The sequence below is a fragment of the Gordonia sesuvii genome (genome assembly GCF_036350415.1).
GTDB classification, from domain to species: Bacteria; Actinomycetota; Actinomycetes; order Mycobacteriales; family Mycobacteriaceae; genus Gordonia; species Gordonia sesuvii.
Genome location: NZ_JAZDUF010000010.1, coordinates 15,474 through 31,090 on the forward strand (window position 1 = coordinate 15,474; position 15,617 = coordinate 31,090).

The following is a 15,617-nucleotide window of genomic DNA, read 5'->3' on the forward strand; positions in this document are numbered from 1 at the left end:
GAAAACGACTCTTCCCCCAGACCTTGCTTCGTCGGCCGACTGCAACCGGCCGACGAAGCGAGACCTGGGGGAAGAACCGACAATCAGCGTCGGCGAGCCCGCCTACAGCGCCTTGAGCTCCTCGATGACGCTGTCGACACTCTTCTTCGCGTCGCCGAAGAGCATCGAGGTGCCGTCGGCGAAGAACAGCGGGTTCTCGATGCCGGCGTAGCCGGAGCTCATCGACCGCTTGAGCACGATCGTCGAACGTGCCTCGTCGACATTGAGGATCGGCATCCCGTGGATCGGCGAACTCGGGTCGTTGCGTGCCGCCGGGTTGGTGACGTCGTTGGCGCCGATGACGATGGCGACGTCGGTGCGGTTGAACTCACCGTTGATGTCGTCCATCTCCTTCATCGCGTCGTACTCGACGTCGGCCTCGGCGAGCAGCACGTTCATGTGGCCGGGCATCCGGCCGGCGACCGGATGGATGGCGTACTTGACCTCGACGCCCTTCCCTTCCAGCAGAGCGGCCATCTCCTTGACGGCGTGCTGCGCCTGTGCGACGGCCAAACCGTAACCGGGAACGACGATCACCTGATTCGCATATGCCATCTGGATGGCGGCGTCGGCGGCCGAGGTGGCCTTGACGGTTCCGCCCGCGGCACCGGGTCCACCGGCCGCGGCGTCGTCGCCGCCACCGAAGGAGCCGAACACGATCGCCGGGATGGACCGGTTCATCGCCTTGGCCATCAGGTTCGTCAGGATCGAGCCCGACGCGCCGACGATCATGCCGGCGACGATCAGTGCGGTGTTGTCCAGCGCGATACCCGCTGCGGCGGCCGACAATCCGGTCATGGCGTTGAGCAGCGAGATGACCACCGGCATGTCGGCGCCGCCGATCGGGAACACCACGAACAGTCCCATCACACCGGCCGCGACGAGCAGACCGACCATCCACCATCCGCTGGCACCGCCGCCGTTCGCGGCGTCGATACCGAGGTAGATCGCGATGCCGAGCGCCACCACCAGCAGCACCATGTTGGCCAACTGGAACAGCCGCGCGTTGCCGACGAATGCCTTCTCCACACCCTTGGGCACGATGTCCTGCAGTTTGGAGAATGCGACCAGCGATCCCCAGAACGAGATCGACCCGATGATCGCCGCGATCAGTGACCCGATCACCAGCGGCGAGGCGGGCTCGGTGTTGTGGAACACCGAGAATCCCGAGGTCTCGAGGAACTCCGCCCACGCGATCAGTGCGACGGTGCCGCCACCCACGCCGTTGAACAGCGCGACCAGCTGCGGCATCGCGGTCATCTTGGTCTTCAGGGCGGGCGGAATACCCAGTACCACACCGAGAACCAGACCGATGACGATCAGAATCCAGTTGATCGCCGGAACCCCGACGGTGGAGTGTCCGTCGTCTCCGACGGCACCTTCGTTGTAGACGTAGAGCAGTGTCGCCGCGACGGCCAGCCCCATACCGACGGCGGCGATCCAGTTGCCGCGCACCGCCGTCTTCGGACCGGTCAGACCCATCAGGCCGTAGATGAACAGGGAGAACGAGACGATGTAGAGGGCCATCACCAGATAGGAGATGCCCTGACTCGGGGTGTGGGCGTCCGCCGCCAGCACCAGGTGCGCGGTCACTTGGCGACCTCCTTCTTACCCTTGAACATGCCCAGCATCCGGTCGGTGACGGCGAAGCCACCGATCACGTTGAGGGTGCCGAACACCAACGCGACGAACGCGATGATCCGAATACCCCAGTTGGCGTCGGCGGGCAGTTTGCCCAGCACGACCAGCGCACCGAGCACGACGATGCCGTGGATGGCGTTGGTGCCCGACATCAGCGGGGTGTGCAAGGTGTTGGGCACCTTGGAGATGACGGCGAAGCCCACGAACCCGGCCAGAACCAGGATCGCGATGTTCGCCAGCAGTCCGGTGTACATCAGGCCGACACCTCCTCGTCGCTGCGGGTGACGCACGACGCGGCGACCACCTCGTCTTCGAAATCCGGTGTGATCGCACCGTTGTCGTCGAGCATCAGCTCGATGAGTGCGAGCAGGTTCTTCGAATAGAGCTCACTGGCGTGCTCGGGCATCGTCGCCGGCAGGTTCAGCGGCGACGTGATGGTCACGTCGTGCTTGACGACGGTCTGCCCGGGTTCGGTCAGTTCGCAGTTCCCGCCGGTCTCGCCCGCGAGGTCGACGACCACGCTGCCGGCTTTCATCCCTTCGACCGCGGCAGCCGTCACCAGGCGCGGCGCGGGACGACCCGGCACCAGCGCGGTGGTGATCACCACGTCGAAGCTCTTGATGGCGTCCTCGAGGGCCTGCTGCTGCTTCGCGCGCTCGTCATCGGTGAGTTCACGGGCGTAGCCCCCTTCGCCCGCGGCGTCGATGCCGAGGTCGAGCCACTGGGCACCCACCGACCGCACCTGCTCGGCCACCTCGGGCCGCACGTCGTACCCGGTGGTCCGGCCACCCAGACGCTTGGCGGTGGCCAACGCCTGGAGTCCGGCGACACCCACACCCAACACCAACACCGTCGCCGGCTTGACCGTCCCGGCAGCGGTGGTCAGCATCGGGAAGAACCGGGTCGACAGATCCGCCGCGGAGATGACCGCCTTGTAGCCGGCGACGTTGGCCTGCGAACTGAGCGCGTCCATCACCTGCGCGCGCGAGATCCGCGGAATGGCCTCGACCGCGTACGCCTCGACTCCCGCCGACTTCAGCGCGTCGATCTGGTTGTCCGCGTTGCGCGGCGCGAGGAATCCGATCAGTTTCTGCCCGCTGCGCAACTTCCCGATCTCGGCATCCGACGGCGGAGCAACCCGCACCACCACGTCGGCCGAATACGGGTCGCCGATCGTCGCACCCGCGTCCACGTATTGTTCGTCTGGGATCAAAGCCTCCAGACCGGCACCCGATTCCACGATCACCGGGACACCCTTGCCGACCAGCGTGCCCACCACCTTCGGGACCAGCGCCACACGGCGCTCGCCCGCGGCGGACTCGCGCACGACACCCACACTCATAGATCTCACCTTTGGTTTCGGACAGTTCGCACTTGGCTGACCGGACCCGCGGTCGCCTCACATCGCATTCGGATCGCGGTTGCGATGCGCCGGGAGCAGTGCATTGTCACCCGGCTCACAGAAAAAACGTGCGACGAACATAGCACGAGGTCACGCGCAAGGGTCCGATCAGTCGGATTGGTCACTCAACCCTTGACGGAACATGTTCTATGAGAAATAGACATCTGTCCAGTCTACTGTCCAGGTGTGCTCTCGGGGGTGGCCACGCCCTCGGTGTCCTCGGCGGCGGGATCCGAGTCGTCGTCGGGATCCGAAACATCGTCGGGATCCGAATCATCGTCGGGAGCTGATTCGTCGGCGGTCGGGACTTCCGTGGGCTCCGGGCTCGTGGCGGATGATTCGTCGGCCGATTCATCGGGTCGCCCAGGCTCCGGGGAATCGTCGTCGCTCGTCGTGTCCGGGGTCGTGAGTTCCGTCGTCGTGGGCGGTGCCGTCGAGGTGGGAGCCGTGCCCGGCGTCGAGGTGGTGCTCGATGTCGCCGCGGCGGTGACGCCATTCGTCGCGGAGGCCGGCCCTGAATCCTCGGCCGAATCCGAATCCTCCGCACGCGCGTCGAGGACGTCGGGATCGGTGACCGGCACGGTCGCGCCGAGTTGCTCGTAGAGCCACACCTGTACGTCCCGTGGTGTCGGGATCGGATATCCACGCAACGTGCTCTCGCGGCCCGGCATCGGGACCTCGACCAGTGCGCTCAGCACGTCGTCGACCTCGGTCGGCACCGGGACACCCAACGCCCGCAGCATCATGCCCCACGGGTTTCCGCCGTCGAGGATGACGTATGTCGTGTTGCCGTCCTCCCACTCGTCGACGACCTCGTATTGGTTGACCCGGTCACCGAGCACCGCGTGCACGATCGTTCCGGGGAGCAGATAGAAGATCGTCTCGAACGGGTGGGCGAGGGGATTGCCGAGACCGCAGATGTAGTCGCCGCGCACGCAGTAGGAGATGACCTCGATGTCGCCGGTGCTCGCCGGGTCACGTTCGCCGTTGGTGTAGATCCCGGGGATGAAGCTGGGCACGACCGTCTCGATCCCGGTGTGCGGGAACCGGGTGTCGCCGCCGATGACCACGACGACGTTCTCGTCCGGGATCGCGTCGGGATCGCCCGCGGCATATGCGCGATGCAGTTCGTAGGCGATGTTCATCGCAACCGGCCCGCTCTGCGAGTAGCCGTTCACGAGGATGGTCCCGGTGCGTCCGCGCTCCTCCCACGCGCGGAGCGCGTCGTCGACGCCCGCGATGGTTCCGGCATCCACCGAGTCGTTGTAGGTGACGCCGGTGTCGTTGACCGACACGACGCGGCCGAAGAGCCGGAAGCCGATCGCGGCGGGATAGACGACGGGCACGATCGTCGGATCGTACGACTCGCCGGTGGCCGGGTCGTCATAGAAGCCGATGCCCGCTGTGCGCACCCGTTGCCCGACCGATTGACGGTCGCCGCTTCCGGGAACGAGGATGACGGTCGTGTCCTGGCCGAGATCGGCCGGCAGCCACGTCGGTTTCGAGCGCACGATCTGCGGATACCACGTCGTCGGATCGGTGATCACCACCGGCGATTCCGGCTCGCTCTCCGCGGCGGCAGCAACTGACGGCGGCGCCGACAGCGCGACCCCGAGCACGGCCACGAGAGGTAGCACCGCCAGTGCGGCCGTCCTGCGCGTCCGTCGTATACGGGTCATCGACCCCGAGTGAGCTGCTGATGCCGTGCCGGATGCCGCCATGCGACCGTCCCCTCCGCCGAGCCGGACGTCGCCCGGCTTTCCCTCCCGTATCGGTGTCGCAGGCTGGATCGTTATCCGCCGCGACCTGTTTCGGTCGGCCCCGCCCGGTCGAATTCGCAGAAGTGTATCGGCGCGACGCCCGGTCGGCAGCGCTTTGGTCGAGCGTTCAGTCGATGGTGTAGATCCGGGAGTCGAGTCCGGTCGCACCGTCGGGGATCGGAGCCGCGTAGGCCTCCACCTGCTGCTGGCCGTTCTGATCGGTCGCCCGGCATTCGACGGTGTGGTCGCCTGGCGTCGCCGACCACACGAATCGCCACTGACGCCACGTGTCGACCGAATACTCGGTGGCGAGTTCCGCGGGCTGCCAAGGCCCTTCGTCGATGCGGACGTCGACTGCGGCGACACCGGTGTGCTGGGCCCATGCCGTTCCGGCCAGGACGACCTCGCCCGACGACTGCCGCGCATCGGTGGGCCGATCGATGCGCGACGCCAGTTTGATCGGCCCCAGCGCCGACCAGCCACGCGTCGTCCAATACGCCTCGGCGTCGGCGAACCGGGTCAGCTCCCAGTCGACCACCCACTTCGTCGCCGACACATAGCCGTACAGCCCGGGCACGACCTGCCGGACCGGGAAGCCGTGTTCGACCGGCAGTGGTTCGCCGTTCATACCGACGACGAGCAGCGCGTCACGCCCGTCAGTGACTGCGGAAAGCGGTGTGCCACATGTCCATCCGTCCGAACTGGTGGACAGCAGCATGTCCGCACCCGGCTGCACACCGGCACGATCGAGCAAGGTCTTCATCGGTACGCCCAGCCAGCGCGCGTTGTCGATGAGGTCGCCGCCGACGTCATTGGACACACAGGTCAACGTGACGAGTCGTTCGGTCATGGGCATCGCGATCAGTTCGTCCCACCCGATGCGGATCTCGTTGTCGACCAGGCCGTGGATACGCAACGACCAGTCGTCGGTGGTGAGGTTGGGGACCTGCAGCGCCGTGTCGATCCGGTAGAAGTCGTCGTTGGCGGTGACGAACGGCGTCGCTCCCGGGAGGTCGAGATCCGCACCCGACGGGACGGGCGGCGCGGCGGACCGCGGAGTCGGCAGGACGATGCGGGTGCGGTCGGCGACCGTGCGCGCGGTGTCGGCCAGCATCCGACGCCCCACCGTGCCGACGACGACGGCGAGTGCGGCGACGCCACCGGCGGCGAGCACGAATCGCCGGCCGACACCCTGCGACGGGGTCGCGTCGTCCGGTGGGCTCACCGCGTCGACGCCGACCGGGTCCTTCGGATCCGAAGGGGCGAGCAGGCCGACCAACATCCGCAGCACGACGACGGCCACCGCCGCCCCGAGCACCGACGGAAGGACGAATGTCCAGCGGGAATCGGGACGATCGAGCGCGGCCAGCACCCCGATCGCACCGAACACGACGATGATCGCCGCACCGAGCGGTGGACGGCGGCGTTCGGCGATGCCGCAACCGGCGGCGATGATCGCGATCAGCACGCCCATCCCGATGTAGAGCGCCGGTTTGTCGGCGGTGCCGAATGTGCCGATGGCGAACTCGCGTCCGACGGTCGGTGCGTGGTCGACGACGGCGGCGCCGACCGCGAAGTACGGCGATGCGGCGGGGTCGATCAGGGCTGCGACCAATTCCCCGACCGCGAGTCCGGCGCCGACGGCGACCAGACCGGCGAGGGCGGCGGCCAGGGTGTGGCCGCGGGTTCGGACGTCGGGGGTCATATCCCCTTGATACCGCAGCGATTCGGTGTCCGGTGGCAGTCCCGCCGGGACGTCACCCTTCGGTCACAACCTCCGCGCGTGAAGCGGCGTGCCGGCCGGCTCGACGGCCGAAGTACGAACCCTCGCCGAGCTGGGTGCCGCTGGCGTAGCCTTTGCCGTCCTGCGCGAGGTTTGCGGCGCACGCGCCGGCGGCGTAGAGGCCGGGGATCGGGGAGCCGTCGTCGGCGAGGACCTCGGCATCGAGAGATGTCGCCATTCCGCCGATGGTGAAGCAGGAGTACATCGCCTTGCCGAGACTGAGGTCGAAGGCACCCCACGGTCCGTGATCCTGTGGGGCCAGGAACTCCGCCGCCTTGTGGAAATCGGGGTCCTCGCCGTTCGCGGCGTTGGCGTTGTAGTCGGCGAGGGTCTTCTGCAGCCGCCCCTCGGGGATACCGAGGTCCGACTCCATCTCGGCGACGGTCTCCCATCCGTCGATCAGCTTGATCAGCGGGACCTCGGGTCGCTGCATGTGCGCTTCGTCGACGATCAGGTACGCGGCCGAATCCGGTTGATCCATCACGAATCCCGAGGTCCGCGAATGGTACGAGTCCTCGGCGACGAAGCGGTCGCCGTTCTTGTTGACGACGATGCCGGTCAGCAGGATGCTCGGCGGATAGATCGGCGCGGTGACGAAGGCCTGGTCCATGTGTTTGAGCGCGGCACCCACCGATGCGCCCAGCCGGATGCCCAGCCCGTCGTCGTAGGTGCTGCCGAGGGTGAACGGCTTCTCCGCGACGTGCGGGACGTGCTCGGCGACCATCTGTTCGTTCATCACGAAGCCGCCGGCGGCGATGACCACCGACCGTGCGCGGATCACCCCTTCCGCGCCCGGTCGACGCCAAGAGGCGCCGACGACCCGTCCGGTGTCGTCGACGACGAGCTGCCGGGCACCCGTCTCGTACCGAAGTTCGGCGCCGAGTTCGGCGAGCCGTTTGACCAGCAGGTCGACGACCATCGACGCGCCGCCGGTGTCACCGGGGACGGGGACCTTGTGTCCGCGCGGCGCCGGTGTCGCGATGTCCTTGAACGGCCACACCTTCTCGTTGCCGGTGAACATCAGTCCTTGCGTCTGCGGCTGGATGACCGCCTTCTCCGGGTAGAAGCTGCGCTCGAAACTGAAGCCGAGGGCCTCGAGCCAGTTGAAGTGTTCGACGCTGTCGACGCAGTACGCGTGGATCTTCTCGGGTTCGGGTTCACGCGAGACCGCGGTGAGGTACTTCTCCATCTCCTCGGGGCTGTCGTCGTGGCCGGTGGCCTGCTGGACCGCCGTTCCGCCGCCGAGGTAGAAGTGTCCGCCGGCCATGCATGTGGTGCCGCCGGCCGCCGCCGCCCGTTCGAGGACGAGGACCTTCGCGCCGGCCGCGGCCGCCTCCACCGCGGCACTCCCACCCGCGATTCCACACCCGATGACCAGCACATCCACGTCGTCGGAGAACTCTGGCACCGACTCCAGCACGATGGTCTCCGGGATCTCCGCTCCTGCCATGGCCACAGAGTAGACGATGAACTAGAACTTGTTCTAGTTCCGGGTGAGATGGCCTTCGTGACGCTCGCAAGCTCGCTCCTCAGGCAGCGGAAGGTGTCGCTCGCAAGCTCCGGGTCTCCTCAGGGAACTGGTGGCCGCCCTGCGAGCGCCACCACCCCGGTCCCTGAGGAGCGAGCTTGCGAGCGTCACGAAGGGTCACGAAGGGCCGCAACAAGGATCACAAACGCGGATGCGCCCGGAACCGCCGCAATCGCAGGCTGTTGGCCACCACGAAGACCGACGACAACGCCATGGCCGCACCCGCGAGCATGGGGTTGAGCAGGCCGGCGGCCGCGACCGGGATCGCGGCGACGTTGTAGGCGAACGCCCAGAACAGGTTTCCCTTGATGGTCCCGAGAGTGCGGCGCGCGAGACGGATCGCATCGACCACCGCCCACAGATCACCGCTGACCACCGTCAGATCACCGGCCGCGATCGCGACGTCCGTACCCGTCCCCATCGCCAACCCGAGATCGGCCGCGACGAGCGCGCCGGCATCGTTGACCCCGTCCCCGGCCATCGCGACCGTGCGGCCCTCACGCTGCAGTTGCTCGATCGCCGCCACCTTCTGGGCCGGGTCCACCTCGGCGATGACCCGGTCGATGCCGACCGCACGGGCGACGTGTTCGGCCGCGCCGGAATTGTCGCCGGTGAGCAGCACCGGGGTCAGCCCCATCCGACGGAACTCGGCGATTGCCGCTGCCGACGAGTGCTTGACGGTGTCCCCGACGACGAGCACCCCGACCGGCCGGTCGTCGAAGGTCACGACGACTGCGGTCGCACCCTCGGTGTGCGCGTCGTCGACGGCACCGGCCAGTGCCGCCGGGAGTTGTCCGCACGACGCCGGTTTGGCCACCGCCACTCGCACGCCATCGACGTCGGCGCTCACGCCGCTGCCCTCGACGGCGCGGAAGCCGTGCGCGGTGGGTAACGGTGCCGTTGTTTCGCGTTCGGATGTCTCGCGTGCGGCCACGACGATCGCGGCGCCGATCGGGTGTTCGGAACCCGACTCGGCCGCCGCCGCCATGCGCAACACCCGATCAGCCGGCGGGTCGTCGGGTTCGGTGCCGGCGACCACGGAACGTAGCTTCATCTCGCCGGTGGTGACGGTGCCGGTCTTGTCCAGCACGATCGTGTCGATGCGTCGGGTGGACTCGAGGACCTCGGGGCCCTTGAGCAGGATCCCGAGTTGCGCTCCGCGTCCGGTCCCGACCATCAGCGCGGTCGGTGTGGCGAGGCCAAGCGCGCACGGGCAGGCGATGATGAGCACCGCGACCGCCGCGGTGAAGGCCATGGCCACGTCGCTCGAATCTCCGCCGGCGCCGGCGCTTCCGAGCCAGAACCCCAGTGTCGCAACGGCGATGGTGATGACCGCGGGCACGAAGAACGCGGAGATCCGGTCGGCGAGGCGCTGGGCGTCGGTCTTGCCGGCCTGCGCGTCGGCGACCATCTTCGCCATCTGCGCGAGTGCGGTGTCGGCGCCCACGCGACCGGCGCGGACCACCAGCCGTCCCGCCGCATTCATCGTGCCGCCGGTGACCTCGTCGCCGGCGGTGACCTCGACCGGGACCGATTCACCGGTGATGATCGACGCGTCGACCGCCGAGACGCCGTCGACGACGACGCCGTCGGTGGCGATCTTCTCGCCGGGGCGGACGACGAACTGGTCTCCGACGGCGAGATCGGCCACCGGGACACGTCGTTCGCGGCCGTCGACGAGCACCGCGACGTCCTTCGCACCGAGATCCATCAGGGCACGCAGGGCGTCGCCGGCCCGGCGTTTGGCACGTTTCTCGAAGTAGCGTCCGGCCAGCAGGAAGGTGGTGACGCCGGCTGCGGCCTCGAGGTAGATGTTGCCGGTCCCCTCGCCGCGGGTTGCGATGAGGTCGAAGCCGTGGCTCATGCCCGGTTCGCCTGCGGTACCCAGGAAGAGCGCATACAGCGACCACGCGAACGCGGCGAGCGTCCCCATCGACACCAAGGTGTCCATCGTCGTGGCGCCGTGCCGCAGGTTGATCCATGCCGCCCGATGGAAGGGGTAGCCACCCCACACCACCACGGGCGCGGCGAGGGTGAGCGAGAGCCACTGCCAGTAGGTGAACTGCCACGCCGGGATCATCGCCAACGCGATCACCGGTGCGCTCAGCACCGCCGAGATGACGAGCCGTTGCCGTAGAGCATCGAGTTCCGGGTCCACACCGGCGTCCGACCCATTCACGTCATCGGTCTCCGGGCCGGACCGGTCGGGCGCGACGTCGTAGCCGGCGTCGCGGACCACGGCGATGAGCGCCGACCGGTCGATCGTCGACGGATACTCGACGTGTGCTTGTTCGGTCGCGTAGTTCACCGACGCCCGCACTCCGTCGAGCTTGTTGAGTTTGCGCTCGATTCGGTTCGCGCAGGACGCGCAGGTCATCCCGTCGATGTCGAAGTCGGCGTGCTCGATGCCAACGGTCATGTCGGTCTACTCCGCGTGCTGCTGATGGGTCGGGGGCGCCGGCGGCGGGCTGTCGACGGGATCGACCACGCGGCCGACCCCGAACGACAGGGCGAAGACGACGGCCATGGCGGCCAGGAATCCGCCGACCCGGTAAGCGGGGCTCATGCCAACTCGTAGCCCGCCTCGGTGACCGCGGCGGTCACCTCGGCGAGGTCGATCGATCGGTCACTGGTCACCTGCACCGCGCCGGTGTCGAGCGCGACGTCAACGCTGCGGACACCTGCGATGGCCTCGATCTCCTCGCGGACGGATGCCACGCAGTGGCCGCAGGTCATTCCGGTGACGGTGTAGGTGGCGGTGGTCATCGTCGAACCTCCTTGGATCGGTCGGCGGAATCCGGTGTGCCGGAGTCTGCCGAAACAGCTTGTTGTCGAGTCTTTTTCGCAGAACGGAAACTCGTCAGGACTTGACGAGTCGAGTGATGGCGGCCATGGCCTCGTCGACCTTCTCCCGGCCGGCGGCGTCGCTCTCCTGTGCCGCGTGTACGACACAGTGGTTCATGTGCTCCTCGAGGAGGCCGAGGCCAACGGCCTGCAAGGCTTTGGTCATCGCCGACACCTGCGTGAGGATGTCGATGCAGTAGGCCTCGTCGTCGACCATGCGTTGCAGTCCCCGCGCCTGCCCCTCGATACGGCGTAGCCGTCGGAGGTAGTCGTCCTTGCGGCCGATGTAGCCGTGCTGACTCTGTTCGACGTGCTCGGTCTGTTCCATTGGCCGCGCCACCCTTCGTATACCGGTACCCCCCTAGGGTACATGGTGGGCGGACGTGGCCGACACAGCCTCTGACGAGGGCTTGTGGCTTACGTGAGGGCGACCGGTTCCGACGACCCTACGGGCCCGGCGTGCGACCACCGGATCGGCGCACCGCGGCGGCGAGTTGCTCGAGTGCTGCGGCGACGTCACGCAGGGCCGCGGCGATCTCGGCGTCGGGCCGCGGCGCAGACCCGGATACCTCTTCCCCGGACGCACCCGCACCCGGGGCACCCTGAGCCCCGCCGCCGTGAGCACCGGAGCCCTGACCTGCGGGGACAGTCGGTGGTGGGGGCAGAACAGGTGCGGGCTGCGCCGGGGCAGGCTGTGCGGGAGCGGGCGGGGGCGGCGCGGTGGCGGCCTCCTCTGGATCGGGGAGGCGATGTCGGCTGATCGAACGCGCCCCCTGGTCGGCGGGCGGTTCGGCGTTCGTGGACCGGCGACCGAGCCGATAGCCGCCGGGCGCTCCCGTCGCGCCGGCGGCAACCGGCTGCGGCGGCACGCCACGCGGGACACTCCCGGTGGCCTCGGGGGGACGGGGCCGGACCGGACGTTGCTGTTGCTGCGGCATCGGTCCGGACCTCGGGGCTGCCGGACGGGGCTCGCGGCCTCCCGGTGGAGTCGGCCGCGGCGCGTTCGATGGCGGGGTGTTCGGAGGCTGGGGGTTCGGGGGCGGCATGTTCGAGGGTGGCGGGCTGTTGCGAGGTGGCGGGGTCGTGGCAGCGGGCCCGGCGGGTCGTCGTCCGGTCGACGGTGCGGCCCCGCGCGGTGGCGCAGGTGCGGCGGCCGGTGTGTGGCCGTTGGACGGGGCGAAGTAGTGACCCCCACCGTGGCCTTCATAGAACAGGCAACCGGCCCCCTGCGGAGAGCGGGCGGTGCACGGGTTCCGTTCGATGAGCGACTGCGCGTGATCGTCGAAGTCGTTCCACTCCAACCACAGTCGGCGGTCGACCCGCGGATGGGTACTCGCGTCTGTCGCGTGGTTGCCACCGTGACCGGCCGCGAGGCGGCAGTGCAGCAGCCATTCCGACTGGCCGGTGAGACCCAACGCGGCACGCTCGGCTGGCGTACACACGACCGTCGACCAGCAGCCTTCGCCGTTCATACGGTCACTCCTTCGCGCACGACGCGCATACGATGCTCGATCACGAACCGGCTCCGGGCACGCGTGTGTGTACCACGCAGCACCCGCCATGTGACGCCCCCGACAGCGCCCCGTGACCGCTCAGTGCCCTCCCCGGCGGCAAGTGTACGAAGAACCCGGGCGTCACCGCTAGAGACACGGCGCAAAGGTGCGGTCAGGCGGGCGAGTCGTCGTCGGCGAAGTGATCGAGGATGCGGCGATGCACGGGGTCGGGTTGGTCGAGATGCAGAAAGTGCCCCGCCGACGGCACCTGCGCCACCTCGCTTCCCGCGGGCAGGAAGTCGACCAGCCGGTTGGCGAACTCCGGCCGCATGCAACCGTCGGCGTCGCCGTGCAGGTAGAGGATAGGCGAGACGGGCGGACGCAGCCACGCGGTGGCGTCGTCGGCGTACCGGGCCGACACCCGCCCCCGCACCGGCGCCCGGTAGTACCCGAGCGCCGCCGCGCGATGGGCCGGCGTCGGCACCGCGGCCAGCGCGTTGGCGATGTCCTCGCCGGCCGGCGGTGGCCCCCACCGACGCCACAACATCGGGATGACGCGGTCGAGCAGACGTTCCGGCAGCACCGGGAGCAGGTTGAAGCCGATATACCCGCTCATCGCCATCTGTCGCGGCAGCAGACGCACCCGCCACGCAGCGGTTGCCGCCGGATCACGGCGATCGGCGGGACGGCGAGCGCGACGAGGCGCCGGAACCGATCATCGGTGCGCGCGGCGATGGCGTTGACCGTCATCGCGCCCCAGTCGTGGCCGATCAGGACGGCACGCCCGTCGCCACCGAGCGCGTGATGCAGCGCCAGCGCGTCATATGCGAGTGCGGCGACGTGGAAATCACCGTCGTCCGGGATGTCGGACGGCGCATAACCTCGCGTGAACGGCGCCACCACCCGGTACCCCGCCTCAGCCAGTACCGGCCCGAGATACCGCCAGGTCCAAGCGGAATCGGGGAAGCCGTGCAGACAGATCGCCAGCGGCCCCTCGGGGTCCCCCCAGCACAGCGCATGGAGCCGGATGTGACCGAGGTCGACGTCGATCCGTTCGGGCGCGGTCATGGTGGCCGACGTTACCTCGCGCTGTGCGCTCTCCGGTGAAATGCGCGAAGTCGTCGGGCCAGCGAGTCGTCGTGTGGCTCCCGATCAGGACTGCCCCGCGAGCTCCCGGACTGGCAGTGATTCGGCTCCCACGCATTCGACGATCCCACCGTCGACCAATCCGAAGCATCGGCTGTGCGCCGTGGTGTCGGTGCCGGGATGATCTGTCCGGGTGTGACACCCACGCGACTCGGTGCGGGCGGTGGCCGCCGCGACCACCACGCCGGCGGTCAGGGTCAGTGCCGCGTCCTCGACGTCGCTCACGATGTCCGGCGCCCGAAGCGGGGCAGTGCGCAGGAGGTCGGCGACGGTGGCCAGTCCGGTCGCATCGCGACGTAATGCCACCGAACGGGACATACTGTCCTGCAACACCTCTCGATGAAGAACCGGTGCGGGCAGGACGGTCGAGGGTGCGGTCTCGGCGATCGGCCGGTCGGCGCGTGTGACCGCGACCGCTGCCGCCCGACGACCCATGACGAGTCCTTCCAGCAGGCTGTTGGAGGCCAGGCGATTGCCCCCGTGCAAGCCGGTTCGAGCGACCTCGCCCGCCGCCAGCAGGCCGGGCACGACGGTCCGGCCGTCGACGTCGGTGAGCACACCGCCGCATAGGTAGTGCGCGCCGGGGACGACCGGGATGAGACCGTCCTCGAGATCGAGTCCGGCCGCGACGACGCCTGCGGTGACCGTCGGGAAGCGCTCCACGAACCCCGGGACCGACCGCACGTCGAGATACACACACGCGTCGCCGGTCTCGGCGAGCCGGGCCTCGACGGCGTTGGCGACGACGTCGCGGGGCGCCAGATCGCCCAGCGGATGGACGCCGGCGGTCACCGACCGCCCGGCCGCGTCGACGAGGCGCCCGCCCTCGCCTCGGACGGCCTCACTGATCAGCGTCCGCCGCCCCCGGGCGCCGGGAACGTAGAGCATCGTCGGGTGGAACTGTATGAACTCCATGTCGGCGACGACCGCCCCGGCCCGCAGCGCCAGCGCGATGCCGTCGGCGGTGGCGCCGGCTGGATTGGTGGTCGCGGCGTACAGGTGTCCGCTTCCGCCGGTCGCGAGCAGCACCGACGGCGCGTAGATGACCCGGTCGCGTCCCCGGCTCCGTGTCGCGACACCGACGGTCTGCCCGTCGGACATCAGCACCTCGGTCGCCACGGTCTCGTCGTGGCAGATGATCGGTAGCTGCGTCGCCGCCGCCCGCAGACGGCTGGTGAGTGCGCGTTGCACCTGCGCACCCGTCGCGTCGCCGCCGGCGTGCACGATGCGACGAACCGAGTGGCCTCCCTCGCGGGTCCGGGCCATCGAACCGTCAGCGGCGCGGTCGAACTCGGCACCGCGCACCATCAGCTCTGACACCGCCGACCATCCGTCGGCCAGGATCGGGCGGGTGGTGAGCGGGTCGGTGAGGCCGGCACCGGCAGCGACGGTGTCGGAGAGATGCAGGTCGACGGTGTCCTCGGCGACGGTGGGGTCGACCACAGCGATCCCACCCTGGGCGTAGAAGGTGGCGGTCGGCTGTTCGACGAGATCGTCGCGCCACGCCGGTCCCTTGTTCAGCACGACGACCCGCAGTCCCGCCTCGGCCGCCGACAGCGCTGCGGTCAGTCCGGCCACCCCGGCCCCGATCACGACCAGGTCGGCCCGCGACTCGTCGGTCCACGCGTTCGGCCGCCGCAGACGATCGCTCATGGTCACACCTCTCGGGAGACGGGCTGTGCGGTCGGTCCAACGCCGCACCCCTGTTTTCGATTCCCAGTCGAAAACCCGACTCTACCCGTTCACCCGATCGCTGAGGAGCGAGCTAGTCCTCGATCCCTGAGGAGCGAGCCTGCGAGCGTCACCTCGTCCGATCCCTGAGGAGCGAGCTTGCGAGCGCGCCGCCCTGAGGAGCGAGCCTGCGAGCGTCTCGAAGGGTCACGAAGGGCGCCCTTCGTGACGATCCTCCGCAGGCTCCGGATCTCCTCAGGGACCAGGTGGGTGACTTGCGAGCGTCACCTCTCCCGATCCCTGAGGAGCG

The 15,617-nt window shown here is 68.8% G+C and carries 15 protein-coding genes; 1 reads left to right on the plus strand and 14 read right to left on the minus strand.

Features of this window, described 5'->3' with window-relative positions; genetic code table 11:
• Positions 1-102: 102 nt before the first annotated feature.
• The 11 genes from VZC37_RS23640 to VZC37_RS23690 form a co-directional block, all read right to left on the minus strand.
• On the minus strand, positions 103-1,632 hold the full coding sequence (locus VZC37_RS23640) for an NAD(P)(+) transhydrogenase (Re/Si-specific) subunit beta (protein WP_330436421.1): 1,530 nt from the start codon (positions 1,630-1,632) through the stop codon (positions 103-105).
• On the minus strand, positions 1,629-1,934 hold the full coding sequence (locus tag VZC37_RS23645) for an NAD(P) transhydrogenase subunit alpha part 2 (RefSeq protein WP_330436423.1): 306 nt from the start codon (positions 1,932-1,934) through the stop codon (positions 1,629-1,631). Before VZC37_RS23645 ends, VZC37_RS23640 begins: the two co-directional genes overlap by 4 nt.
• The gene (locus VZC37_RS23650; RefSeq protein ID WP_330436425.1) at positions 1,934-3,022 is read right to left on the minus strand and encodes a Re/Si-specific NAD(P)(+) transhydrogenase subunit alpha; all 1,089 of its coding nucleotides are present in this window, start codon (positions 3,020-3,022) and stop codon (positions 1,934-1,936) included. Before VZC37_RS23650 ends, VZC37_RS23645 begins: the two co-directional genes overlap by 1 nt.
• Positions 3,023-3,255: 233 nt before the next feature.
• Positions 3,256-4,761, minus strand: a complete 1,506-nt coding sequence (locus VZC37_RS23655) for an alpha/beta hydrolase family protein (RefSeq protein WP_330436426.1) — start codon at positions 4,759-4,761, stop codon at positions 3,256-3,258.
• Between the two features lie 208 nt (positions 4,762-4,969).
• Positions 4,970-6,547 carry a molybdopterin-dependent oxidoreductase gene (locus tag VZC37_RS23660; RefSeq protein WP_330436427.1) on the minus strand — a complete coding sequence of 526 codons (1,578 nt, stop codon included), beginning with the start codon at positions 6,545-6,547 and terminating at the stop codon, positions 4,970-4,972.
• A gap of 52 nt (positions 6,548-6,599) precedes the next feature.
• On the minus strand, positions 6,600-8,075 hold the full coding sequence (locus tag VZC37_RS23665; RefSeq protein ID WP_330436429.1) for an FAD-binding protein: 1,476 nt from the start codon (positions 8,073-8,075) through the stop codon (positions 6,600-6,602).
• 217 nt (positions 8,076-8,292) lie between these two features.
• Positions 8,293-10,572, minus strand: a complete 2,280-nt coding sequence (locus tag VZC37_RS23670; RefSeq protein WP_330436430.1) for a heavy metal translocating P-type ATPase — start codon at positions 10,570-10,572, stop codon at positions 8,293-8,295.
• A 6-nt stretch (positions 10,573-10,578) separates the two neighbouring features.
• Positions 10,579-10,719: a hypothetical protein gene (locus tag VZC37_RS23675; RefSeq protein ID WP_330436432.1), complete on the minus strand. Its 141-nt coding sequence runs from the start codon at positions 10,717-10,719 to the stop codon at positions 10,579-10,581.
• Positions 10,716-10,919: a heavy-metal-associated domain-containing protein gene (locus tag VZC37_RS23680; protein WP_330436433.1), complete on the minus strand. Its 204-nt coding sequence runs from the start codon at positions 10,917-10,919 to the stop codon at positions 10,716-10,718. Before VZC37_RS23680 ends, VZC37_RS23675 begins: the two co-directional genes overlap by 4 nt.
• Positions 10,920-11,013: 94 nt before the next feature.
• Positions 11,014-11,325, minus strand: coding sequence for a metal-sensitive transcriptional regulator (locus tag VZC37_RS23685; RefSeq protein WP_330436435.1), 312 nt, complete (start codon positions 11,323-11,325; stop codon positions 11,014-11,016).
• 118 nt (positions 11,326-11,443) lie between these two features.
• Positions 11,444-11,935, minus strand: coding sequence for a hypothetical protein (locus VZC37_RS23690; RefSeq protein WP_330436437.1), 492 nt, complete (start codon positions 11,933-11,935; stop codon positions 11,444-11,446).
• Between the two features lie 76 nt (positions 11,936-12,011).
• Here VZC37_RS23690 and VZC37_RS23695 point away from each other — a divergent pair, with 76 nt between their 5' ends.
• The gene (locus VZC37_RS23695; protein WP_330436439.1) at positions 12,012-12,182 is read left to right on the plus strand and encodes a hypothetical protein; all 171 of its coding nucleotides are present in this window, start codon (positions 12,012-12,014) and stop codon (positions 12,180-12,182) included.
• A 480-nt stretch (positions 12,183-12,662) separates the two neighbouring features.
• Here the strand turns inward: VZC37_RS23695 and VZC37_RS23700 are convergent, their stop codons facing one another.
• The 3 genes from VZC37_RS23700 to nadB form a co-directional block, all read right to left on the minus strand.
• Positions 12,663-13,106: an alpha/beta fold hydrolase gene (locus tag VZC37_RS23700; protein ID WP_330436441.1), complete on the minus strand. Its 444-nt coding sequence runs from the start codon at positions 13,104-13,106 to the stop codon at positions 12,663-12,665.
• On the minus strand, positions 13,103-13,558 hold the full coding sequence (locus tag VZC37_RS23705; protein WP_330436443.1) for an alpha/beta fold hydrolase: 456 nt from the start codon (positions 13,556-13,558) through the stop codon (positions 13,103-13,105). The genes VZC37_RS23700 and VZC37_RS23705 overlap by 4 nt, the downstream gene beginning before the upstream one ends.
• Before the next feature lie 84 nt (positions 13,559-13,642).
• Positions 13,643-15,289: an L-aspartate oxidase gene (gene nadB, locus VZC37_RS23710; RefSeq protein ID WP_330436444.1), complete on the minus strand. Its 1,647-nt coding sequence runs from the start codon at positions 15,287-15,289 to the stop codon at positions 13,643-13,645.
• Positions 15,290-15,617 lie beyond the last annotated feature (328 nt).

Coding starts and splice junctions, on each gene's coding strand:
- VZC37_RS23645 (WP_330436423.1), bottom strand. CDS start 1,934: ATGTACACCGGACTGCTGGCGAACATCGCGATCCTGGTTCTGGCCGGG.
- VZC37_RS23650 (WP_330436425.1), bottom strand. CDS start 3,022: ATGAGTGTGGGTGTCGTGCGCGAGTCCGCCGCGGGCGAGCGCCGTGTG.
- VZC37_RS23655 (WP_330436426.1), bottom strand. CDS start 4,761: ATGACCCGTATACGACGGACGCGCAGGACGGCCGCACTGGCGGTGCTA.
- VZC37_RS23660 (WP_330436427.1), bottom strand. CDS start 6,547: ATGACCCCCGACGTCCGAACCCGCGGCCACACCCTGGCCGCCGCCCTC.
- VZC37_RS23665 (WP_330436429.1), bottom strand. CDS start 8,075: ATGGCAGGAGCGGAGATCCCGGAGACCATCGTGCTGGAGTCGGTGCCA.
- VZC37_RS23670 (WP_330436430.1), bottom strand. CDS start 10,572: ATGACCGTTGGCATCGAGCACGCCGACTTCGACATCGACGGGATGACC.
- VZC37_RS23675 (WP_330436432.1), bottom strand. CDS start 10,719: ATGAGCCCCGCTTACCGGGTCGGCGGATTCCTGGCCGCCATGGCCGTC.
- VZC37_RS23680 (WP_330436433.1), bottom strand. CDS start 10,919: ATGACCACCGCCACCTACACCGTCACCGGAATGACCTGCGGCCACTGC.
- VZC37_RS23685 (WP_330436435.1), bottom strand. CDS start 11,325: ATGGAACAGACCGAGCACGTCGAACAGAGTCAGCACGGCTACATCGGC.
- VZC37_RS23690 (WP_330436437.1), bottom strand. CDS start 11,935: ATGCCGCAGCAACAGCAACGTCCGGTCCGGCCCCGTCCCCCCGAGGCC.
- VZC37_RS23700 (WP_330436441.1), bottom strand. CDS start 13,106: ATGAGCGGGTATATCGGCTTCAACCTGCTCCCGGTGCTGCCGGAACGT.
- VZC37_RS23705 (WP_330436443.1), bottom strand. CDS start 13,558: ATGACCGCGCCCGAACGGATCGACGTCGACCTCGGTCACATCCGGCTC.
- nadB (WP_330436444.1), bottom strand. CDS start 15,289: ATGAGCGATCGTCTGCGGCGGCCGAACGCGTGGACCGACGAGTCGCGG.